At 64.3% G+C, this 20,958-nt stretch carries 23 protein-coding genes; 15 read left to right on the top strand and 8 right to left on the bottom strand.

The annotated features are described in order from the left end of the window. Window positions 1-20 precede the first annotated feature (20 nt). A complete protein-coding gene (locus OHS03_RS13955; protein ID WP_407942483.1) occupies window positions 21-818 on the top strand; it encodes a helix-turn-helix domain-containing protein in 798 nt (265 codons plus the stop codon). Then, window positions 751-1,185 (top strand): integrase core domain-containing protein, encoded by a 435-nt coding sequence (locus OHS03_RS34710; RefSeq protein ID WP_407942512.1) that lies wholly within the window; start codon window positions 751-753, stop codon window positions 1,183-1,185. The genes OHS03_RS13955 and OHS03_RS34710 overlap by 68 nt, the downstream gene beginning before the upstream one ends. A 1,056-nt stretch (window positions 1,186-2,241) precedes the next feature. Here the strand turns inward: OHS03_RS34710 and OHS03_RS13950 are convergent. The 3 genes from OHS03_RS13950 to OHS03_RS13940 all read right to left on the bottom strand — a co-directional run bounded on the left by OHS03_RS13950 (window position 2,242) and on the right by OHS03_RS13940 (window position 4,508). After that, window positions 2,242-2,733: a hypothetical protein gene (locus OHS03_RS13950; protein WP_328663128.1), complete on the bottom strand. Its 492-nt coding sequence runs from the start codon at window positions 2,731-2,733 to the stop codon at window positions 2,242-2,244. Continuing rightward, window positions 2,734-3,621, bottom strand: a complete 888-nt coding sequence (locus OHS03_RS13945) for a recombinase family protein (protein ID WP_328663127.1) — start codon at window positions 3,619-3,621, stop codon at window positions 2,734-2,736. It lies immediately after the preceding gene. 704 nt (window positions 3,622-4,325) lie between these two features. Then, window positions 4,326-4,508 carry a hypothetical protein gene (locus OHS03_RS13940; protein WP_328663126.1) on the bottom strand — a complete coding sequence of 61 codons (183 nt, stop codon included), beginning with the start codon at window positions 4,506-4,508 and terminating at the stop codon, window positions 4,326-4,328. Between the two features lie 227 nt (window positions 4,509-4,735). Here OHS03_RS13940 and OHS03_RS13935 point away from each other — a divergent pair, with 227 nt between their 5' ends. Then, the gene (locus OHS03_RS13935) at window positions 4,736-5,623 is read left to right on the top strand and encodes an exodeoxyribonuclease III (RefSeq protein WP_328663125.1); all 888 of its coding nucleotides are present in this window, start codon (window positions 4,736-4,738) and stop codon (window positions 5,621-5,623) included. A gap of 181 nt (window positions 5,624-5,804) precedes the next feature. Here the strand turns inward: OHS03_RS13935 and OHS03_RS13930 are convergent, their stop codons facing one another. Continuing rightward, window positions 5,805-6,134 carry a hypothetical protein gene (locus tag OHS03_RS13930; RefSeq protein WP_328663124.1) on the bottom strand — a complete coding sequence of 110 codons (330 nt, stop codon included), beginning with the start codon at window positions 6,132-6,134 and terminating at the stop codon, window positions 5,805-5,807. 299 nt (window positions 6,135-6,433) lie between these two features. Here OHS03_RS13930 and OHS03_RS13925 point away from each other — a divergent pair, with 299 nt between their 5' ends. The 3 genes from OHS03_RS13925 (at window position 6,434) to OHS03_RS13915 (ending at window position 8,486) form a co-directional block, all read left to right on the top strand. Then, complete coding sequence (locus OHS03_RS13925) at window positions 6,434-7,372, top strand: undecaprenyl-diphosphate phosphatase (protein ID WP_062989239.1); 939 nt, start codon at window positions 6,434-6,436, stop codon at window positions 7,370-7,372. 114 nt (window positions 7,373-7,486) lie between these two features. After that, on the top strand, window positions 7,487-8,011 hold the full coding sequence (locus tag OHS03_RS13920; RefSeq protein WP_328663123.1) for a hypothetical protein: 525 nt from the start codon (window positions 7,487-7,489) through the stop codon (window positions 8,009-8,011). A gap of 4 nt (window positions 8,012-8,015) precedes the next feature. Next, entirely contained in the window at window positions 8,016-8,486 is a 471-nt protein-coding gene (locus OHS03_RS13915; protein WP_328663122.1) for an NUDIX hydrolase, read from the top strand. Between the two features lie 346 nt (window positions 8,487-8,832). Here OHS03_RS13915 and OHS03_RS13910 read toward each other — a convergent pair whose 3' ends face one another. After that, window positions 8,833-9,408, bottom strand: a complete 576-nt coding sequence (locus tag OHS03_RS13910) for a TetR/AcrR family transcriptional regulator (RefSeq protein WP_328663121.1) — start codon at window positions 9,406-9,408, stop codon at window positions 8,833-8,835. A gap of 97 nt (window positions 9,409-9,505) precedes the next feature. Between OHS03_RS13910 and OHS03_RS13905 the strand changes: the two genes are divergently transcribed. After that, window positions 9,506-10,402: an alpha/beta fold hydrolase gene (locus OHS03_RS13905; protein ID WP_328663120.1), complete on the top strand. Its 897-nt coding sequence runs from the start codon at window positions 9,506-9,508 to the stop codon at window positions 10,400-10,402. 65 nt (window positions 10,403-10,467) lie between these two features. Here the strand turns inward: OHS03_RS13905 and OHS03_RS13900 are convergent, their stop codons facing one another. Then, entirely contained in the window at window positions 10,468-10,650 is a 183-nt protein-coding gene (locus tag OHS03_RS13900; protein WP_328663119.1) for a hypothetical protein, read from the bottom strand. A gap of 208 nt (window positions 10,651-10,858) precedes the next feature. Beyond that, window positions 10,859-11,548 (bottom strand): SGNH/GDSL hydrolase family protein, encoded by a 690-nt coding sequence (locus OHS03_RS13895; RefSeq protein WP_328663118.1) that lies wholly within the window; start codon window positions 11,546-11,548, stop codon window positions 10,859-10,861. A 72-nt stretch (window positions 11,549-11,620) separates the two neighbouring features. On the opposite strand from OHS03_RS13895, the gene OHS03_RS13890 reads away from it, so the two are divergent. Continuing rightward, window positions 11,621-12,619 carry a helix-turn-helix domain-containing protein gene (locus OHS03_RS13890; RefSeq protein WP_328663117.1) on the top strand — a complete coding sequence of 333 codons (999 nt, stop codon included), beginning with the start codon at window positions 11,621-11,623 and terminating at the stop codon, window positions 12,617-12,619. Between the two features lie 63 nt (window positions 12,620-12,682). Here OHS03_RS13890 and OHS03_RS13885 read toward each other — a convergent pair whose 3' ends face one another. Next, window positions 12,683-12,925 (bottom strand): hypothetical protein, encoded by a 243-nt coding sequence (locus tag OHS03_RS13885; protein WP_328663116.1) that lies wholly within the window; start codon window positions 12,923-12,925, stop codon window positions 12,683-12,685. A gap of 272 nt (window positions 12,926-13,197) precedes the next feature. On the opposite strand from OHS03_RS13885, the gene OHS03_RS13880 reads away from it, so the two are divergent. The 7 genes from OHS03_RS13880 to OHS03_RS13850 all read left to right on the top strand — a co-directional run bounded on the left by OHS03_RS13880 (window position 13,198) and on the right by OHS03_RS13850 (window position 20,817). Next, window positions 13,198-13,662: a hypothetical protein gene (locus tag OHS03_RS13880; protein WP_328663115.1), complete on the top strand. Its 465-nt coding sequence runs from the start codon at window positions 13,198-13,200 to the stop codon at window positions 13,660-13,662. Next, the gene (locus tag OHS03_RS13875) at window positions 13,659-13,976 is read left to right on the top strand and encodes a transcriptional regulator (RefSeq protein WP_328663114.1); all 318 of its coding nucleotides are present in this window, start codon (window positions 13,659-13,661) and stop codon (window positions 13,974-13,976) included. Before OHS03_RS13880 ends, OHS03_RS13875 begins: the two co-directional genes overlap by 4 nt. Window positions 13,977-14,045: 69 nt before the next feature. Further along, entirely contained in the window at window positions 14,046-14,186 is a 141-nt protein-coding gene (locus OHS03_RS13870; protein WP_328663113.1) for a hypothetical protein, read from the top strand. 792 nt (window positions 14,187-14,978) lie between these two features. Then, window positions 14,979-15,365: a DUF5655 domain-containing protein gene (locus OHS03_RS13865; protein WP_328663112.1), complete on the top strand. Its 387-nt coding sequence runs from the start codon at window positions 14,979-14,981 to the stop codon at window positions 15,363-15,365. A 266-nt stretch (window positions 15,366-15,631) separates the two neighbouring features. Continuing rightward, window positions 15,632-16,672: an NAD(P)-dependent alcohol dehydrogenase gene (locus OHS03_RS13860; protein ID WP_328664226.1), complete on the top strand. Its 1,041-nt coding sequence runs from the start codon at window positions 15,632-15,634 to the stop codon at window positions 16,670-16,672. A 1,119-nt stretch (window positions 16,673-17,791) separates the two neighbouring features. Next, window positions 17,792-19,387: a GMC oxidoreductase gene (locus OHS03_RS13855; protein WP_328663111.1), complete on the top strand. Its 1,596-nt coding sequence runs from the start codon at window positions 17,792-17,794 to the stop codon at window positions 19,385-19,387. 302 nt (window positions 19,388-19,689) lie between these two features. Further along, complete coding sequence (locus OHS03_RS13850) at window positions 19,690-20,817, top strand: GDSL-type esterase/lipase family protein (protein WP_328663110.1); 1,128 nt, start codon at window positions 19,690-19,692, stop codon at window positions 20,815-20,817. Window positions 20,818-20,958: the final 141 nt, after the last annotated feature.

Genomic DNA, 20,958 nt, shown 5'->3' with positions numbered 1-20,958 from the left:
TTCGCCTAGGTGTTGTGGACATGACATTGGTGACGTCCACCAGACCTGAGCTGAGAGGCGGGTCTTTCAGCGGCAGGATGAGAAACGCCAATCCTTTATCCTCCAGCTACAAAGACCCACCGTGTCTCACCGTAATGCCCCGTTGTCAGAGGAAAGGCGGCGACGCCTCGTGCGACGCTGCCAGTTCCGCCCATGTCGCCGCGGAGATGGGAATCTCACGCCAGTGTGCTTCCAATTGGGTCAACCGTTTCCGCCGCTATGGCGACCTCGGGTTGGGGGACCGCTCGTCCACCCGGCACCGCAGCCCGACCGCGATCTCGACACAGGTCGTGACCCCGGTCGAGGCCCTGCGCCGGAACTGGAAATGGTCGGCACGACGCATCCAGGCCGAGCTGGCCTCCGAGGGCGCGCACGTGTCGGTGCGCACCGTCGGCCGCCACTTGGTACGACTGGGACTCAACCGGCGTTGCTTCCTCGACCCGACCGGTGACACCAATCGAGCCAGCAGGCCGATCATCGCCCGTCGGCCCGGACACATGATCCACGTCGACATCAATAAGGTCGACCGCATCCGAGACGGCGGTGGCTGGCGTGTCCACGGCCGAGACTCCGCCCAGCACAAGGCCAACTATGCCGCAAAAGCACGCGGCGAACGCGTTGCTACATCTTTCTGCACTCCGCAGCCGACGGCTACTCCCGTCTGGCCTAGCGCGAAGCACTCCCCGACGAAAAGACCGTCACAGCTATCGGATTCATGTTCCGGCACGGGCATTCTTCGCCGCGCACGGCATCACCCACATCGAACGCATCGTCACTGACAACGGCTCCTGCTGCCGAGCCCACGACTTCGCCAAGATCCTGCTCGGCGCCAGACATCAACGCATCAGCCCCTACACCCCGCCACAACGGCAAAGTCGAGCGCTACAACCAGGAATCCTGGCCGAGGAATTCCTCTACGCCCGCGAGTGGGCCAGTGAATACCACCGCACCAACGCCCTGGCCGTCTGGAACATCCATTATAACTACCATCAACCACACACTGCCGCTGGAAACCGGCCACCAGCCAGCCGCCTCCCTGCGGCGCGGACCGGTTCGTCGCGGCCAGGACTTCCAAGCGCTGTTCGATCTCAGGCGATAGCGTCATTCTCCTTGTGGGCGAGTCAGATACGAGCCGTCAGCTTATGAGATGGGCTTGGTGGCGTGCATACAGTCCGTGGCGGTCGGAGACCTAAGCTCGGTACTGAGGTTTGCTCCGAGGGTGCGGCACAGGCGGCTCTTAGGTGTCGGTGTTCGCGAAGGCGGTGGATATTGATTGGAAGTGAATGTAAATCGGTTGGTTGTCATGCAAAACGTGCGGGTGGATTAGTGTGCTCCCCGCGTGAGCGGGGATGAGCCCAGCTCAGACAAGGACGACCCGAGGGCACATGAGTGCTCCCCGCGCGAACGGGGATGAGCCCCAGCCGAGCGACAAATCTACGTCTCGCACCCGTACTCGATCCGAATCGACTCGCTGGCATTCCGCTGCCCAATCCCGACCCCTCGCCACAGTTTGCGCCGCAACTGCGCTAAGTCCTCGGCTGCACCCGATTTAGCCAGACTATTGTCCGAGGCTTAGCGCGGCAGCTGGGACGCCGCGCAGAGATGCTTGCGTCGTTGACCGGTGTGGTCGGCTTTGTCGCACGACGCGTCGCAGCGCGGTCGAGCAGGCTGTTTGAGGCGCCCGCCACGTCCGCGTCAGCGTTCCCGTCGGAATGGTCCACCACGTGTGGTCTGGTAGTCCGAGCTCATCAGCCGGACACGTCCGATGAGCTCGAACGCTACTTCGACCGATTCGCGGCCGCGTGTATGCATTGAACCGACTGTGCCGCAGTGGGTTTTCCTGATCGGCATGGCTGGTACTGGGTATTGCGGCGTTATTTTGTCTGCGACCAACGTTGAGTCGGACGGTTGTGGATAGCGAGTGTGTCCCCCTCCGGACACAACCAGTACGCCCACGGGTGGGGTCGCTTCGGCGATCACCACCCGTGTTTTGTCTCTATAGGTGAGTTTGAGCCCGAGCTGGCGGTAGACCACATTCTTATCGTCCGGCTCAGCTCGACGCAGGGCCGCGAGCATCCCGCCGAGACCCTCAACCAGCTCCCGAATGTCTCGACGAGTCAGTCGCGGATACTGACCGGCAGTTTGCTCCAACGTCGCGAGCCTGTTCGCCGCGACCTGTCGCTCGGCCTGTGTCTGTCTGGTTCAACCTGCGACAGTGACAGGATCAGCGCCCGCGTCGAGCGCATCACGGTACCGGGCCAGCTTTCGATCGAAATCGCTGATGAGCCGTCTCGTCGTCTCGAGCTCGGGCGATCGGTTAGGTTGTGCGCCCTCCATAGCTGCCAGCGAGACCTCGATCTGCTCTGGGTTGAAGACCTGGGCTAGCCAGAGGTCGAGGGGTTCAGTCAACTGATCCTCGCGGAGATAGACCGACGGTTGGTGGTCGATCCGGTTGGCGATGGCGTACTCGGAGGGATAACGGCAACGATAATGTGGCTTGTCGTGATTCCACGTGCCTTGCATCAAGCGACCACAGGTTTCGTGGGACAACAGACCTTTGTAAGCGTAGGGGTGCTTACGCCGCTGGGTCGCCCGACCTGTGGCTTGCGGCCCACGTGAGGCCAACCGGAGCTGCACCTGGTCGAACACCGATCGATCGATCAGCGGTTCATGCGCGAGCTGATCGGAAAACACCTACTGCGACTTCGGATTCCAGGTGAGTCGTGTCTCGTGGCCAAGGGCGACGTCCTCGACATCTATGAGTGTTTCCTGCTTGCGTTGCCTGTTCCAGACGGCATACCCGGTGTATCGCGGGTTAGTGAGGATCGCCCGGATGGCACTTTTCGACCACGCCGCCCCTTCGCGGTGGCTGTTGCGTGCACGATCGTGTGCTGAGGGGCAATCGATCTCGGCGGAGGTGAGCAGCTGCGCGAGCGCGAATACGCCGACACCAGAAAGGTATTCGCTGAAGATTCGTTGCACGACCGGTGCTGCGATGGGGTCGGGTTCGAGTCGGTGCAATCGTTTGCCGTCGGCAGCCTTGCCCGGATGCGGGTGTGGGCCTGCGTCGGCGAGTCTGTATCCGTAGGGCGGTCGACCGCCGAGGTATCGACCCTCGATCTGCGCCTGTGCTGCCATAGCGGCGCGGACTCTGATCTTGATCCGATTGCGTTCGCCCTTGGACATGCCACCGAAGACCGACATGATCATGTCGTGGGCTTCGGAGTCCGGGTCGATCTGTCCGCCGACTTCGGGTACCCAGAGTTGGACGCCATAGTGGGCGAAGACGGGGAAGGTGAGTCCGAACTGGTTGCCGTAGAAGGCGCGTTGTGGTTCGCCGATCACGACCGCGTCGAAGCCTCGGTCGGGGTTGCTGAGTAGTTCGAGAAGTCGGCTGGCCTCGGGTCGTCGCTTCCACGGGATCGAGTGAGACTGGCCGATGTCGAAGAACTCGGCGACAACCATGCCGTGGCGCTCGATCAGCGCATTGGCGCGCCCTAGCTGCCAGTTGCGAGAGGCTTCTGGGTCTTGTTGGTCCTCTGTCGAGACGCGTCCGGCGAGCGCGAACCTGATCTGGGTCATGGCCTCTCCGTACTCTCGTTGTTTGGCTCTGAGCGCCGAATCCGCTGCAGAAGACGCAAGAGTGCAGCCGCTGCGGCGGGATTGAGTATGGGTATGTCGCGAGGACTGATCACATGGACCGCGTCGGAGGCGGCACCGTCATCTCGCTCGACCGGGTGGTTAGCCGGGTTCGGCGACGAGGGTGGATCGGAAGAGGGCACGACGGGCTCCTGTCTCCTGTCAGCGGCTCTTCCTCTCTCTATGAAACCTGAATTTCTCGCTTGGGCGCCAGGAAATTCACGCGGTGCAACCCCAACCGCGCTATCGGGTGACCGTTCAGGCAATCCAGTACTGCCTACATCATCTGACTCGCCAGCGCATCGATGGTGGTGGGTTGACGTATGCGGTGGGGGATCCTGAATCGGTCGGCTCCACAGTGCCGGGCTCGTGCCAGTGCACTGTGAAACGCCAACCATTAGCTTGCATCAAGCCTGTGCGCGGCCGATTACCCAATCACGAACGCCCTGAACTCATTACCAGCGAGCTCGGGGCGTTCGGCGTTGCGTGGCTGAAGAACCGGACAGGGAAAAGGGATCGGCGGATCGAATGCCCACGGTGGGGCGATAGGCAGCCTGACCGCCGATAAGGGGGTCTTACTGGCTGCTATCACGAGCTTCTCGGTATCCACCAGCGAGTAGTCAATCGGGTGAAATCGTCTCGGTGCGCTAGTAATCGAGACGTGGGCTGAAAATTTTGACCGTCTCGCGAAGGCTGGGTACCGGGTCGACGCGGACGATATCGACGACCTTCGACTCTCGAAGACCCGCACGGTCGAGGCGAGCACCGCGCGGCGCAGGCCACGCAAGAGCTTGCCCGGGGTTCATGATTCCGCCCTTGATCTCGCGCATGCCGCCGAGGAAGCCGTGCGGAACGCCCAGTTCGCGGGCCGTGCCCTCCTCGACGTTGCCAGTGCTTCGGCGTCGATAAACCGGGTGCCGTTGGGGGGAGGCGAGAACACACGGTCCCCTCCATCGGCTTGCGCGAGGAAACCAGTTTGCCGACCTCCCCGGCCCCACCGAGGTCGCGTACCGGAGCTGCCCGAGCGGGTGACGGGGGGCTCCGGCACAGTGTTGCCATGGGTTCGTCGGTCGCTGATTCTCTCACTGTCGCCACATTCAACGTGAACGGAATCCGCGCGGCACGTCGTCGTGGATTCGACGAGTGGTTGCGGGCGCGGTCGGTCGATGTGGTCGCGTTGCAGGAGTTGCGTTGTCCCGCATCTGATGTGGGCACCTTCCCGGGCTATTCGGCGGCGGTGGACGTGGGTTCCGTGGCAGGTCGTAACGGTGTGGCCGTACTGACGAGGGTTTCCGCCGCTGCCGTGCGGACGTGGGTGACCCACCCACCCAGGGCCCGCGGACTCGGTGAGTTCGCCGCACAGGGACGTTATATCGAGGTCGACCTGGCCGACCGACCGGTGACGGTGGCCTGTCTCTATCTCCCCAAGGGTGGTCTGCCGGCGCATCTCCAGCGCCCGGGATCGATGCGCGAACGGCCCGATGGTGGGGTCAAGTACGAACGCAAGCAGAGGTTTCTCGCGGCGTTCGCCCGCGAAGTGCACCGGAACCGGCTCGCGGCGCTGAGCGCGGGACGCGAGTTCGTCCTCACCGGGGATCTGAACATCGCGCACACCCGGCACGATGTGACCAACTGGCGTGCCGCCCGCACGATGGACGGATTCCTGCCTGCCGACCGCGAGTGGTTCAGTTCGGTTCTGGGCACGCGTCGGCTCGTCGATGTGGTGCGACAGGTGCACGGCGATCGCCCGGGGCCACTCTCCTGGTGGAGTTGGGCGGGGCAATCGTTCGCCAAGGATGTGGGTTGGCGAGTGGACCACCAATTCGCGACACCCGGTCTCGCCCGCCTCGCCACGTCTGTCGTTGTCGACAAGGAACCGTCACCCGCTGAGCGGCTCTCCGATCACGCCCCACTCGTGGTGACCTACTCGGCAATGCCTGACTGAGAATTCTGGTGCCCTCGGCAGGACACACAAAAACATGGGCAACTGGAAAACGCCTGGTCATAGTCGATGGCTACTCGATCTGAGCTCCAGCACCAACCGCTGCGCGGGGGTCAGCGGTTCGAGTCCCCTTCGCTCCACCGGAATAGCAGGTCAGGCCCAGTCAATGACTGGGCCTGACCTGCTATTCCGGTCCTGGCCCCCGTAAACCAGCTCTTATCGCCGGTGATCGCCCGTCGGATGAGTCTGGGTGCAGGCGCAGCCTTTCGAGGGTGTCGAGTTGTGTGGTGCTCAGGATGTCGTCGAAGTCGCCGTAGGTGTCGTAGAGGTCGGTGGCGATCGAGATCGACCGTGCTGTGGTGACTGGGCCGATCGCCGCCGCGACCTCTGCGTTGTCCGCCATCGCGGTGGCGATGTCGGGCAGGGATTGTGCCTGGTTCCATCCGTCGAGGAAGCGCCGCATGATGTCGGCCGCGTCGCCACCGACCGCCATCCCCGCGATGGCCTCGCGCACAGAAGAGTTCAGTGCGGGGCCTGGTGGTTCACCGCTGGCATGGTCGTCACGTCCGACCTGAACCCAGTCGATCGGCGCGGCCTGCGATATCGGGTCCGGGGCGGGATGGTCGGTGCCGATACGTCTGAAGACGCCGGACGGCCAGCCCGAAACTGGCGTCCTTCTTTACCGAGCGCTGTAGCGTCGTTCGACATCGACGCACAACGGACGAAATTTACTGTGGGATAGGTGATTCGGGCATATCGGACCGATCCGGGGTTGCTCCGGGTAGCCGTTGCGCGCATGCGAGACTCGTTGCGATGCTCACCTACTTCCAAGCGACTGTGATCGGCGCCGTGCAGGGTGTCACCGAACTGTTTCCCATCTCGAGTCTCGGGCATTCGGTGTTGATCGCGGCGTGGCTCGGGGGCGATTGGCAACATCTGGTGACCGAGGGCGAGTCGAGCACAGGCACACCGTATCTGGCGTTCGTGGTGGCTTTACATGTGGGAACGGCGGTCGCGCTGCTCGGTCACTACCGGCGGGATTGGTATGCCATAGTCACCGGTTTCGTCACCACGGTGCGGACGGGGAGCCTCGACACCGTGTCCCAGCGGCTGGCATTGCTGATCCTGGTCGCCACCGTTCCCGTCGCCATCCTCGGTCCGTTGCTGCAACATCCGCTGCACGCGCTGTTCGGCGCACCGATATGCGCAGCTGTCTTTCTGGTGGCCAACGGCATCGTGCTGATCGTCGGCGAGGGATTACGCCGCCGCAACGAGCCGACGCTGACGGAATACGGGCGGCGGTTCGCCTACCGGCAGGCTCGTGCCGGGGTCCTCACCGCGACCGCGCCGTCGCGCCGCCAGTCCGATCGGCAACTGGCGGCCCTCGGATTCGGTGACGCGATCGGCATCGGCTTCTCCCAGCTCGGCGCGCTGCTGACCGGGTTCAGCCGGGCGGGCCTGACCATGGTCGGCGGACTGTGGCGCGGTCTCGAACACGAACACGCGGCCAAATTCGCTTTCCTGCTCGCGACTCCGGCGATTCTGGGCGCGGGACTATTGCAGACCCCGGAACTGATCAGCCCGGCGACGGCGGGCATCCGTGGTCCGGTGCTCGTCGGAGCCATCGTGTCCGGACTGTCATCGTGGCTCGCCGTGCGGTTCCTGGAGCGGTACTTCCAGACCCGCACACTGCTGCCCTTCGCCGTCTACTGCGTGGTCGTCGGGGTGCTGTCGATCATCCGATTCGGCTGAGGTCCCCTCGGTCGAGTTCCTCGGCGGCGCACCGCGATCCAGGCCGCCGAGTGTTTGGGCGAGGACGTCCACGCCCTGTGGCCTGCCCTACGGCAGGCTCGCACGGCGCGTGCTGTGAGCCCCGAACTCGTTGCCCTCTACGACCGGAGAGCAGATGTGTCGGCGTCGATGTTCGTCAACCTGCTCGCGCCGGCGCGAGCCCACATCGACATCCTGGTCTATGCGGCGGTCTTCCTCCACGAGGCGTATCCGCGGCTCAACGATCTGTTGACCGAGCGCGCCGAAGCGGGTTGCGCGATACGGATCGCGGTGGGCGACGCCGACAGCGCTAACGTCCAACAACGCGGCATGGAAGAGAGATTCGGGCACGGCATCGAATCGCGCTGTCGTCTGGCCTTGATGCATTACCGGGCGTTGGTAGCAACGCCGGGCATCGAGCTGCGGACCCACGCAACGACGCTCTATAACAGCATCTTCCGCGCCGACGACGAAATGTATGTCAATGCCCACGTGTGGGGTGTGAACGCATACGGTGCACCCGTCTGGCACCTGCGCCGTACCGTCGACGGTGGCCTGTTCGACACCTACACCGACAGTTTCAACGCGGTCTGGCAAACCGGCCGACCGGTGAAAGGCTGAGCCGATGGCGCGTACCGAATACTATGACGACCCAGCCGCACCGGAGCCGAACAGCCTTGTGGTCGCGGCGTCCGCAGTGGTGTGCGACGACGTCGGCCGCATCCTGCTGCAACGCCGCACCGACAGCGGTCTGTGGGCGTTACCTGGCGGCGGGATGGAAATCACCGACAGTCTGCCCGGCTGCGCGGTGCGAGAGGTCAAGGAAGAGACCGGACTCGACATCGAAATCACCGGTCTCGTCGGAACTTACACCGATCCGCGTCACGTGATCGCCTACGGCGACGGTGAGGTCCGGCGCCAGTTCAACGTGTGCTTCCTGGCTCGCATCATAGGGGGCGACCTCGCCATCTCCGATGAGTCCACAGAGCTGCGGTTCGTAGCCCCCTCTGAACTGGATAGCCTCGACATGCACCACACGCAGCGGCTCAGGCTGACCCACTACCTCGAGGGGCGAAGCGCGCCATATCTCGGCTGACGATTCGGCGACAACCGCGCGTGAGTGCGCCAGATGGCCGAGCGCATTGCTCGCGACGGTAGAAGCTGCGCGTGTCAGCTGCCCGACCTCGAAGGTGGCCGGTGCGCGCGGGTCAGTTCGTGTGACGTGACGCGCGCCCGTTCGGCGCATTCTCGAGGTGGTCAATCGCTGTGTCCAGTAGCCGATTTCTAACCACTGATAAGTACGTCTTGCTGGTGGTCTCCGAGAGAGTTCTTGGAGCTGGATTAGGCCGAGTCCCTGTCGGTGCGTCGTGAAACCCGCGGCGCGACGGTCTTATTCGAATCTGGCTCATAGCCAGCTAGTGAGGGCCTCGCGCACCTGATTGTCATCCGTGGTCACGCTGGCTGAGGGCGGTCATGGAGGTCTCGAATGCTGTGGTGATGCGGTCGGTGTCGCCGGTGGTGAGCAAATCGAGCAACAGGCCACGGGCGATGGCGATCGCCAGGGTGGCTTTGGCAACCGCGGTGTCATGGTCGTCGCCTGCGGCTTCGAAGGTGTCGGTCAGGATGGGCAGCCAGTCCTCGACGATGTGTGAGAGGAAGGGTTGAAATTTCTGCGGCTGCTGTAGAGCGTTGCCGTAGATCTCGAACAGCAGCCGGTACAGGGGTGCGTGCTCGGGGTCCGACATCCACTGCCACGCTCGGGACATCAGGGCGTGGGGATGGCTGTCGGTTGCGCCCTGCGGGTCGACGGCTCGGCGCATCCGGTCGCGGACCTGGCCGATGATGGCGGTGAGGAGTTGGTCTCGGCTGCCGAAGTGATGCACCAGGGTCGTGGTTGTTACCCCGAGTTCGCGGGCCAGCGGTCGTAGCGACAGGTCTGACAAGCCGTTCTCGATGACGTAGTCGCCCGCGGCTTCGAGGAGACGGGTCCGTCGTTCGTGGTCCACCGGCCGTGCCATTCGCCCCATCCTTCGGATTCTTTGAACAGTCGTGCTAGCTTAGCGGCACAGTTTATTGAACGACTGTGCAAGGAATTTTCGAGTAGGAGCTGCCAGGATGGCACTGGGTAAGGGGACGCTGGTGAGGTATCTGCGCGACGAGCCGGTGCCGATGGGGCCGACAGCACGGCGGGACGCGCCCGGATCGTTCGTCGGTCTGCGTCACGGCATTACCCACTACGAACTCGCTGGTCCAGTCGAGGGCGAGCCAGTTCTGTTCATTGCGGGAGCGACACTGCCGCAGTGGATTTGGGACGGCTTGTATGAGCGAATCGCGGCATCGGCGCGGGTGATCCGATACGACCGCTACGGTATGGGATATAGCGATCGGCCAGATGCGGACTACAACTACGAATTGTTCGAGTCCCAGATCCTGGAACTGCTCGACCGGCTCGGCGTGGATCGTCCGATCACGATCGTCGCGTTGGCGTTCGGCGGGCCCATCGCCGCCCAATTCGCCCTACGCAACCCGCAATCGGTCGCACGGGTGTGCATGATCGCCCCGGACGGGTTCGGGGTGCCGATCGGTCTCGGACCGAAGATCGCCATGCTGCCCGTGATCGGCCGACCGTTTTTCGCGATCATCGGCAATCGCGCGTTGATCTCACGGATACCGGGATACTCCGACGATGATCGCATAATCGCCCATCTGACAGCACGATTCCGGCCTGAGCTTCGGTACCGAGGGTTCAAGCGGGCACTGCGGTCAGCGCTGCGCAACGTGCCGGTCCACGACGCCGAGTACCTGTACCGAGACCTCGACACCTGCGGTATTCCGTTGCAGATCCTCTGGGGCACCAACGATCAGATCACTCCGGTGCCGAGCCGCGATCTGGTCACCGACGTGTTCTCCCAGGCCGATGTCCGCCTCCTCGAAGGCGTCGGTCATCTCCCACATTTCGAGCAACCCGAGGTCACTGCCGCGGCTCTCACGGAGTTCATCACCGGCATCTGAGCGCGCAAAGTTCTTCTCCGCCTTCTAGATAGGTGAAGCAGAATTCCACCTGGCGTTCGTGGTACTCAACGGTGGGAGAAGGTCAACTCGAAGCTGTTGAGGCCGAGCATTTTGGAGGACATCGTCACCGCCGCACCGAGGCTCACGGCACCGAAGAAGGCGACGGTCAGCGACTCGGTCAAGGCAGCCAGGCCTAGCGGGAAGAACACGCCGGTCGCCAACACGAGGGTGGTGCTGGTCAGATCCATACTCGGCGTATTCGATGCCCGATGACGTGAGTTTGTCGTGAGTGAAGGGTTCACCGTCGTAGGGGCGAATAAACCGGAACCTGTCGATGATGTCGATACTGCCTCAGGTTCGTACTCCGGGGCGAAAACGCCCGTCCGAGAACGAGGTTCGAGCGATCGTAGGCATTCGACGTACCGGTCGATGCCGCATCGGCGGCGGCATCGACCGTCATCGAACACCGTTCAATGCGCTGGTGAGTGCCCGGACGACTTCCGCTGCGAGCACGGCCTGACCAGCCGAGGCTAGGTGAATCCGGTCCTCGCTCAACAGGTCTGGACGCTTGTTGATGGGATGGTCCCAGGTGTCGATCAGGAGGGCGCCGTGTTCGGTGGCCAGTTGTCGGGTGATGGCGTTGACACGGCTGACCCGCTCGGCGAAGTCGGGGATCCGCGGGACCACGAAGCGCTTGACGAGGGTGAACACGGTCAGTGTCGCGCCGGTGCTTGCCGCGATCCCGTACAGCTCGCGCAGGTCGTCCTCGATGCGTTCATACGACGGTTCAGGACGAAAGATGTCATTGGCACCGGATGGCAGGTGCAGCAGGTCGGGTCCGAACTCGACGATGCGCTCCGCCTGGGTCGCAACCGCCTTGCGCGTCGTCGCGCCGATTTCGGCGGTGTTGAGGTAGGCGATCGAGGGGTTCACCAACTGCAGTACGCCTCGAACACGCTCGGGCCACGGCAAGGTCCGGTGCCCCGGGCTGGGGTCACTCGTACCCGCGGACAAGCTGTCGCCGATGGACGCGAAGCGCATCCACGGCGCACCGGTGAGCAGAGCCGCTGCCGTCTCGTCGGAAAGGCAGTAGGGGTCCGTCGACTCGGTGCGGGCGGGAGCGTCGATCGATGAATCAGTGGTCATGCCATCCAGACTTCTCTGCCCGACTACCTGGACACGAGTGTCTGATCGGCCATCATGCGTATGATTTCAGACATGAATGTCGTAGCCTTGGCGATCTCCGACGGAGTGCCCCTCTACGAGCTGGCCGCGCCGTGCGCGATCTTTGGTGCCACGGCGCCGCGCGGCATCGACGACTGGTATGACCTTCGGGTTTGCAGTCCGCCCGGCGCACGCGTCGACCGCTGGTTCGCGGCGTCGACGCCCTACACCTACGACGATCTCGTCACCGCCGACCTGGTGGTTGTTCCGGCTTGTGCCGACCTGCGGCCGCCGGGACCACTGGTGGCCGCCGTGCGCGCCGCCTATGACCGGGGAGCACGAGTGATGTCGATTTGTACCGGCGCGTTCGTTCTGGCTGCCGCGGGGATTCTCGACGGCCGCCGCGCGACCACGCACTGGATGTACGCGGACACCCTGGTACAGCGATACCCAGCGGTGACGGTCGATCCCGGCGTGCTGTACGTCGACGAGGGCAGAGTTCTCACGTCGGCGGGCAAGGCGGCCGGTCACGACCTGTGCCTGCACGTCGTGCGAAGCGACTTCGGTGCCGCGGTCGCCAACAAGATCGCCCGGCTGCTGATCGTCCCACCGCATCGCGAGGGCGGCCAAGCGCAGTACATTTCCCACCAGGTTCCGCGGCGATCCGCAGACGGACTATCACCGGTCCTCGACTGGGCACTGGCACATCTGCACGAGCCGATCACCGTGGAAGACCTCGCCAACCGCGCACACCTCGGCACCCGCACGCTGCATCGACACTTCCAGGCACGACTCGGCACCAACCCCCTCGCGTGGCTGCAGCAGCAACGGGTTCGACGCGCGCAGGAACTGCTGGAACGAACCGACTTACCGATCGACACCGTCGCTGCCGAGGTCGGCCTCGGCAGCGGGGCGGTACTTCGCCGGCACTTCCGGCAGGCAATCGACACCACCCCCGACGCCTATCGGCGAACGTTCTCCGCCGTGACGTCGGCACGTGCGACCGAGTCGGGCGCAGTTTCACTCACGCGGGATGCGTCCCCCGCCCGTTAACCTTTCGCCATGGTGGCGCAGCTACCGCTGCCCACCCTCGCCCTGCTCGCGCAGCCGCCACGGTCACCCTAGAAGGCCGACGTCCAGGAAGCCGTTGACGTTGACGATCGCGTCGATGACCAGGTCGCCTTCATCGACGAAGCAGCCCATCGGCATGATCCCGGCGTTGTTTCTCTCGCGTAAGTTGCGGCTCCACAAGCTGATCCCGGTCGGGGTGCGGTGGGCGATCGCGCGGACGCCGTCCCATTTCATTTCCGCGCACCAGCCACCTGGCGGCTGTCGTGGCCGTCCGGGCTTGGCCAGCATCGGCGAACTTCGACACCGAAGCCGATGCCGCCCAATGGATGCTGACCACTCTCATAGGCGCACCATCGAACTGACGAAAACTGGTGCTGTACCGAGGATTCGGTGCAGGGGCCGCCGGGTTTCCGCGGATCCACGTTGGACCTTCTCCTCGACTGGTGCCCCAGGGCGCCGCGATTTGCTCCGATGCCTCGTCTGAGTCCCGACTTGCGGGTCTTGACTTTCCTTGCGGGAAAGTGGGACTCTTACTTTCCAAGCAGGAAAGTGAGTTGACTATGGAAAATGTTGCTCCGGACCAGGCGCGAGCCGCGCTGGAGGCGGTTGAACGGGCGCGCAGCCGAGTGGCAGAGGAGGTCGGGCTGCCGCGCGCGTACTGGTGGGCGATGGCTGCCGGCTGGGTCATGCTGGGCATGATCGGCGACCTCGGGCCGGCATGGCTGATCACCGCCGCGACTGTGAGCTTCGGTGCCGGGCATGCGTTCGTCGCCTCGCGGTTGCTCAGCGGGCGTCGCCGCACCGATCAGGTGCACGTCAGCGCGGCCGTGGCCGGGCGTCGCACCCCGTTCGTGGTCGTGGGCATGCTGTTCGCGCTTGTCGCCCTCACTATCGCTGTGGCGATGGTCCTGGACTCCGACGGTGACCGCAATCCCGGAATCTGGGCGGCTGTGCTGGTGGCGGCGATCATCGGCTTCGGCGGTCCGGACGTCCTTCGTGTCCTGCGGCATCGGTTCGGCGCGTGACGCAAGCCCGCTTCGACGAACTCATCCACCCCAGCACCCGGCTCTCGCTGGTCGCGACGCTCGCAGCCGCTGATTGGGCGGAATTCGCCTTCCTCAAAGATCGCCTGGGGCTGTCGGATTCGGCCCTGTCCAAGCAGCTCGCGACCCTGGAGGCGGCTGGCTACGTCATCACTGATCGTCGTTTGGACGGCAGTCGGCGCAAGGTCCGCGCTCACCTGACCGAGCGTGGGCGGCACGCCTTCACCGGGCACGTCGCCGCCCTGCAGGAAATCGTCGCCGCCGCGACATCGGTGAGCCAGCCAACACCGTCCTGATTCGAAAATGCTCGGCGAGAACGAGTTTCGCCGATCGCTTCGTATCGCACTACCGAACAGGAGCATGACGTGGGAATTTTCCGCAAAACCAAGCGTGACCCCGAGCTGCAGTCGGCCGCTGAGCAGCCTCGGCCCGACCTGGACGTCAAGCGCCGTCGGCGCCGTCGCCTGCTGGGTGGCGCTTATACCGGCGGCGGTAGCGGAAGCTGACTACCACGCCGCTGACTGGGCACCTGGTCGCGTATGCGCCGTCTTTGTCCCGACCAACTTTCTGCGCTATGCGGACGCAGCCTCATAGGCGGCGATAACATCGGACGTGGTGCGCAGCACCACGATGACCGGATGTTGGCCCCGAAACTGGCGAGACCCTGCAGGTAGGCAAGAGATACTGCTTTGTCGAGTTCCGGGCCCGCTGGGCCAGGGCACTGCATGCTGAATTCCCTGCGGCACACCGATACCCGTACTCCTTCGCGGCAGGTCGGCGATCTTGCGAGTCAAGGCATAGATGTCGACACTCTGGGGAATCGAACCTGAGACTCGGGCTTCAGTACCCTGGTCGGCGACCAGAAGGCACGTTTCGGCCAGTCCGCTCCCTGCCCGGAACGGGAAGCATTGACCGCTCCAGCGGACCGCTCCTTGCAGGCACCTATTCCGGCCGCGATCCGGTACCGATTTTGAATCGGCTGGCTTCTCCCGGATCGCGGACGGGGTGACCCCCGCGGAGCGATACTCTGTAGTCGTGGGCGATGACGCTGGGGTTGTTCGGCGGGCTGGTCGTGACGTTCGGGCCTACTATTGGCCCTATCCCGCGTTTCGGGCGGTGATGGGTGTCTGTCTGGCTGCTCGCGACGCTGAACTACGTCGAGCACACGGCCTGCTGCGACGGCGATTGCCGAACGGTCGTTGGGCGCGGTGCTCGCCAGCCGACAGCTGGAACTCTGACAGCCGTGTCACCACATCTACCCGCCTGAGATGCCGGGATAGTCGGTCGGTCGGAGGCACGTGAGCACCGAACGGCACACCGTCGAGCGGCTTTTCGCCGAGCGCCCGGGTGCGCTGCGACTGTTTCACAGTCTCGCGTCGCGGATCGAGCGGCTCGGCGATATCACGATGGTGATCACCAAATCCCAGGTGTCCTATGCCGCCGACCGGAAGTTCGCGTGGTTGTGGCCGGTCCCGCGGTCGAAAAGCAGCGTGCAGGATCTGCTCATGCTGACCCTCGACACCCGCAGTCCACTGTCGGATCCGCTGATCGGCAGCGTCGCGGAGACCTACCCTGGCAAGTGGACTCACCAGATCAAGGTCACCGATGATTCGGTGGTCGATCGGATCGTGACCGCGGGCTGGCTCGACGCGGCCTTGGACTTCGGTATCACACCGCCGCGCTGACTACCCACGACAGGGCGAGCGACGACAGTCAGCGCATGCCCGCGTCGATCGGGTTGACGCGCGCAGTCGCGAGCAGAAGTTCGACCCGACTGGAGGTGATCCCACGACCCGGCGAAATGACGTTGCGGCCATCGGCGCGTCGGCTCCTGTTGGATGGACGGCTGCGCGATATTCAGACCATTGCCATTGAGCAGATTCCTGAATGGCCCGGGCAGATTGCCGTTATGTACGCGCGACTTGGATAGGAGCCGCTGGTGATCGAGCAGATGAAGGCCGTGCAGTACCGCGAGGTGGGGGCAGCGCCGGAGGTCGTCGAGATTCCGAAGCCTGCTCCCGGACCAGGGCAGGTGTTGCTGCAAGTGACAGCGGCAGGTCTGTGCCACTCGGACATGTTTGTCATGGGGCTTCAGGCCGAGGAGTTGATGTTCCCGCTTCCGCTCACTCTGGGGCACGAAGGCGTCGGCACAGTCGTGGAACTCGGCGCGGGAGTCGGGACAGTGCGGGTCGGCGACGAGGTGGCCGTGTACGGACCGTGGGGTTGCGGCCGATGCGCGAAATGCGCGGTCGGAAAGGAGAACTACTGTCTGCGCGCAGGTGAACTGGGGATCTTCCCACCGGGGCTGGGAGCACCCGGGGCCATCGCGGAGTACCTGATCGTTGACAGCGATCGGCACCTGATCCCGCTCGACGGTCTCGACCCAGTGGACGCGGCTCCGCTCACTGACGCGGGGTTGACGCCCTACCACGCGATCAAGGCGGTATTGCCGACATTGGTCCCCGGATCGACGGCGGTGGTGATCGGGGCAGGGGGACTGGGCCACATAGCGATTCAGCTGTTGCGGGCGCTCACCTCCGCACATGTCATCGCGCTCGATGTGAGTGAGGCGAAGCTGGCCCTGGCCCGTGAGGTGGGTGCGCATGATGCGTTGCTGTCCGATGACGACGCGCCCGAGCATGTGCGGAGATCGACGGGCGGGAAGGGCGCGGAGGCGGTGTTCGACTTCGTTGGTGCGGATCCGACGGTCGCCATCGCGGGCAAGTGCGTCGGTGTGGAGGGCAGGGTGACGATCGTCGGAATCGGCGGCGGTAGCCTGCCGGTCGGTTTCGGTTCACTGCCCTACGACGCGGCGGTCGCCGCACCGTACTGGGGCAGCCGAAGCGAACTGCTGGAGGTGTTCGAGTTGGCGCGGGCGGGCCACATCTCCGTGCACACCGAGACCTATCCCATCGATGACACTCCCACCGCCTACGAGCATCTTCGCCAGGGGAAGGTGCGGGGCCGGGCCGTGATTCTGCCCCAAGCCTGACAATTCGCCTCGCTTTCTCGGAGGGCTCCGACTGTGGTCCGATAGGACCGAAAGGCATCATTCGTGGCAGCACTGAAAAAGTACCCGGACGAGGTGTAGGCGCGGGCAGTGCGGCTGTATCGGAAGCCGGACCCTGATCGCGGACAAGGGCTACGACTATCCCCGGGTCTAGGACGAACTCGAGCAACGACGGATCACCGGCAACATCCCACGCCGTGGCACCCGCGACAAGGTGACCGCCGGCCGTTGGACCAATACCGGCGCTCGGCCGTCCGTTGGGAACGCCGCACCGACATCCACCAAGGATTTCTCGACCTCGCCGCTGCGCTGACGGGAATCGCTCCGCTCAGCCCTGGAACTGACACCGCTGCGTCGATTCGGATCGACCCAGGTCGGAATGTATCCCGGGATCGACCGCAGTGGCGGTGCGGTTGGACTTGTGGGTCGACGCCGATCAGCATCGAATCAGGTTCCTCGCCTCGTCGGATGGGAATGGGGCTTCCGACAAGTCGACTTCAACAATCTCTCACAGCACGTTGTCGTCACAACTTTGTTGAGCTAAGCCCGCGAACGGCGACCAGGTCGGGTAGACGCATCACCAGCAAGTCGACCTTGAAGGGCGGCCGACGGGTTATCGGTCAGCCCACTCGATCTCCGCGGCAGGCGACGGCGGAGCTGACCCCGGACTACTCAACCGGCCCATCAGGCAAGTCGACGATGCAGGTGGTGCGCTACACCTGGAATACGGTGAGTAACCGTGTTACTGTACGACGGCTTTGCTGTGACGCACCTCATGGTCGACAGCAAACGAGCACACCGAAGCAATGAAGCAAGCGGGTGACGTACATGGAGCGTGTCGTATGGGTCGGCTGAGTCAGCGCGAGTTCGCGAGGGCAGGACGGCTCGGCGTAATGGTGTCTATTCGCCCTGCGACTGCGGTGTCGGCGGTCGGGGCCGACACCGCCGACACGCCTCCCACCATTCCTGCGTAGCCGCTCACCCGCTCCACCTTCGGGTGGCCGACACGTGGCCGCGGACGCGATTCGCCGAACGTAAGAAAGTCCCGAACAACCAAACCCACTCTGCCTGTTTGGTCAGATAAATATGAAGGATCTCGTGATGCCCGCATTCTCGCGCCGCTCCCTGCTGGGCGGTGTTGCCGCGGCCGGCGCTCTCGCTCTCGGCGCACGCTCGGTCGGTTCGGCTGCCCCGGTCGCCGCGCAGCCCAGTACTGTCCCGATGACGAGAGAAGAGCACAGGGTCGTGGTCATCGGCTCGGGATTCGGCGGAGGTGTCAGCGCCCTGCGACTGGCGCAGGCGGGGGTGCCGGTGACGGTGCTCGAACGTGGACTGCGCTGGCCCACCGGCCCCAACGCCGAAACCTTCCCCCGGGCCTCCTCTCCGGACAAACGACTTCTCTGGTATCGCTCCAGCCCGAACCTGTTCGGCCGCCCCATGATCTTCGAGCCCTATACCGGCCTGGTCGAAGCCGTGCCGGGAGTGAACATGACCGCCCTGTGCGCGGCGGGCCTGGGCGGCGGTTCCCTGGTCTATCAGGGGATGTCACTCCAGCCCACCAGGGAAGTCTTCGACACCCACTTCCCGGCCGGACTCGACTGGGCGTTGATGGATCGGGTGCACTATCCGCGGGTGGCCAGGATGCTGAAACTGGCCGAGGCTCCCGACGAATTGGTCGCGAGCGAGAACTACCGGGCAGCAAGGGTTTTCGCCGAACGTGTACAGCGCGCCGGTATGCCGCTGTCGAAGATCCCCATGCCCATCGACTGGGATTTCGCGCTTGCCGAACTGCGCGGGGAGATGAAACCGTCCTACACCAACGGTGACGGGGCGATGGGGGTGAACAACGGTGGCAAACATTCGGTCGACGTCACCTACATCGCGGCCGCCGAGGCCACCGGGCTGGTGAAGGTCGAGACGCTGCACGAGGTGACAGACGTCGAACGCGGCGCCGACGGCCGGTGGATCGTGCACGTGCTGCGCCTGGACACCACCGGTGCGGTGGTCGAGAACAAGATCCTCACCGCAGGCACCCTGATCATGGCCGCGGGCAGCCTCAACACGACTCGCTTGCTGGTTCGCGCGGGCGCCAAGGGGCAGATCCCCGATCTCCCCGACGGACTCGGGCAGGGGTGGGGGACCAATGCCGACCGAATCTACGTCTGGACCGACCCGTCGGCCGAATTCGGTGCGCCTCAGGGCGGTCCGGTGGTCTACGGCAGTAAGAACTGGGACGATCCGCATTCGGCGCACACCGTCATCCAGGCGTCCCTGCCGCCGCTGTCGCTCGACCCGCGCAGCACGATGATGGTCGGTTACGGAGTCAGCGACAGCCGCGGCGCCTTCGCCTACGACTCGGGTCGCGACGACGCGATCCTGCACTGGCCCGCCGACGGGGACAGCTACATTCAGAACGCTCACATCAGCCCCGCCGTGCACCGCATCGCCGGACCTGACGGCATTCTCCTCGATACCAACGCGCTGTTCCCGTCCACCTGGCACCCCTTGGGTGGGGCGAGCATGGGCGCGGTCTGCGACCTCGACGGCCGCGTACACGACCAACCCGGACTTTACGTCCTCGACGGCGCACTGATGCCCGGTAATACCGCGGCCTGCAACCCGTCGATGACCATCGCCGCGGTCGCCGAACGGGCACTGGACAATATCGTCGCCCGCGATATCGGCACCCTCATCTGACCCATGAACACCGGGAACCAAGCAATCGTGAAAATTCCCTTGGACGATCGGCCGAAAGCGCGAGTTCGATGATGAAATCCTCCGATATGACAACCCGCCCCCCTCGGCAACGGACCTCATCGGCCCGGCACGTACCCTTCGCGGTTGTCGCTACAGCAAGCACCATGGTCCTGGGCGCGATACAACCCACCCTCGCACAAGCTCGCGAATACGATTGTGGTGGAGAACATTTCGTAGCGTCCTGGGCGGCCAGCCCTACCGATTCGGTCACGCCGTTGGATGCATCCGGTGGACCCGTCCCGATGACCGTGAACAATCAAACCTTCCGTATGGTCATCACCCCACATCTGGGCGGCACACAGCTTCGTGTCCGTCTGACGAACCGATTCGGACTCACACCCGTCACCTTCGCCACGGTCAGCGTCGGTGATCAGGTGTCGGGTGCGGCCGCAGCGAACATCGCACCGGTTCTGTTCGACGGCAAGTCTTCGACCACGCTCGCTGCCGGAGCCGATGCGCTGAGCGACCCAGTGCCGTTCACCGTCGCCTCGTTCAATCCGTTGGCGGTCAGTATCCACGTCGCCGATTCAGTCGGTCCGCCGACGAAACACTGGAATTCCAACGCCACCTCCTACTATTCCCCCGCCGGTAGCGGCGACCTGGCAGGACAATCCGACCCCGCGCGGTTCACCTCCACGACCAACGCCTGGTTTTACGTCAATGCCCTGGATGTGCTCGCACCCGCCGAGACCCGAGCCATAGTCGCGTTCGGCGACTCCATCACCGACGGCTTCGTCGGTACCACTCCGGTTGCGGTCCCCGCTGACCGCGCGGTGGCCGACACCAACGGACGCTACCCGGACTTGCTGCAACGGCGACTCGACGCCGCTCGCATTCCCCTTTCGGTCGTCAACGCCGGGATCGGCAGCAATCGACTCCTGACCAGCGGCGAACCGCTCCTTCTCGGCCCCAGTGGCCTTTCGCGGTTCGAGCGAGACGTGCTCGAACAAGCTGGAGTCGGCGGAGTCCTTCTCCAAGAGGGCATCAACGACCTCGGTCTGCCCCCACCCGCCGACGCGGCAGCAATGATCGCCGGATATCAGCAGCTCATCACCACAGCACGCCAGCACGGCAAGAAGATCTGGATCGGCACACTGCTCCCAGCCTCCGACGCCGTTGTCAACGGCGTCATGTTGGCCCCCCGTAGCGAGGCTGATCGTCAGCAGATCAACACGTGGATTCGCAGCCAAACCCTTGCCGACGGCATCGTCGACTTCGACGCTGCCCTCCGTGATCCCGCTGATCCCGCAGTCCTGCAAGACGTTTATGCCAGTCCGGACCACCTACACCCCAACCCCGCCGGTTATCGGGCGATGGCGGAAGCGATCCAACTGTCCATGCTCGCGGATACTCGTCCCCCCGTTTGTTGAGCCCGCCGACGCGCGCACTGGCACATGCGTCTGTGAGGCCGCGGGATCGTCGGCATTCGCAGGCCCCTCACCACCCTGGATGCCGGGCACCGGAGGTGCCCGAGCTCGCTGATCTGACATTGCCCGGTTGGGTGAAGCCCC

Source organism: Nocardia salmonicida, from assembly GCF_036142455.1.
Taxonomy (GTDB): domain Bacteria; phylum Actinomycetota; class Actinomycetes; order Mycobacteriales; family Mycobacteriaceae; genus Nocardia; species Nocardia salmonicida.
This window is presented reverse-complemented; position numbering and strand designations above follow the sequence as displayed.

Excerpts from the sequence above, each read along its gene's own strand:
- OHS03_RS13955 (WP_407942483.1), top strand. The coding sequence starts at position 21 with ATGACATTGGTGACGTCCACCAGACCTGAGCTGAGAGGCGGGTCTTTC.
- OHS03_RS13945 (WP_328663127.1), bottom strand. The coding sequence starts at position 3,621 with ATGACCCAGATCAGGTTCGCGCTCGCCGGACGCGTCTCGACAGAGGAC.
- OHS03_RS13940 (WP_328663126.1), bottom strand. The coding sequence starts at position 4,508 with ATGCGCGAGATCAAGGGCGGAATCATGAACCCCGGGCAAGCTCTTGCG.
- OHS03_RS13935 (WP_328663125.1), top strand. The coding sequence starts at position 4,736 with ATGGGTTCGTCGGTCGCTGATTCTCTCACTGTCGCCACATTCAACGTG.
- OHS03_RS13925 (WP_062989239.1), top strand. The coding sequence starts at position 6,434 with ATGCTCACCTACTTCCAAGCGACTGTGATCGGCGCCGTGCAGGGTGTC.
- OHS03_RS13915 (WP_328663122.1), top strand. The coding sequence starts at position 8,016 with ATGGCGCGTACCGAATACTATGACGACCCAGCCGCACCGGAGCCGAAC.
- OHS03_RS13910 (WP_328663121.1), bottom strand. The coding sequence starts at position 9,408 with ATGGCACGGCCGGTGGACCACGAACGACGGACCCGTCTCCTCGAAGCC.
- OHS03_RS13905 (WP_328663120.1), top strand. The coding sequence starts at position 9,506 with ATGGCACTGGGTAAGGGGACGCTGGTGAGGTATCTGCGCGACGAGCCG.
- OHS03_RS13900 (WP_328663119.1), bottom strand. The coding sequence starts at position 10,650 with ATGGATCTGACCAGCACCACCCTCGTGTTGGCGACCGGCGTGTTCTTC.
- OHS03_RS13895 (WP_328663118.1), bottom strand. The coding sequence starts at position 11,548 with ATGACCACTGATTCATCGATCGACGCTCCCGCCCGCACCGAGTCGACG.
- OHS03_RS13890 (WP_328663117.1), top strand. The coding sequence starts at position 11,621 with ATGAATGTCGTAGCCTTGGCGATCTCCGACGGAGTGCCCCTCTACGAG.
- OHS03_RS13885 (WP_328663116.1), bottom strand. The coding sequence starts at position 12,925 with ATGCTGGCCAAGCCCGGACGGCCACGACAGCCGCCAGGTGGCTGGTGC.
- OHS03_RS13880 (WP_328663115.1), top strand. The coding sequence starts at position 13,198 with ATGGAAAATGTTGCTCCGGACCAGGCGCGAGCCGCGCTGGAGGCGGTT.
- OHS03_RS13860 (WP_328664226.1), top strand. The coding sequence starts at position 15,632 with ATGAAGGCCGTGCAGTACCGCGAGGTGGGGGCAGCGCCGGAGGTCGTC.
- OHS03_RS13855 (WP_328663111.1), top strand. The coding sequence starts at position 17,792 with ATGCCCGCATTCTCGCGCCGCTCCCTGCTGGGCGGTGTTGCCGCGGCC.
- OHS03_RS13850 (WP_328663110.1), top strand. The coding sequence starts at position 19,690 with ATGACCGTGAACAATCAAACCTTCCGTATGGTCATCACCCCACATCTG.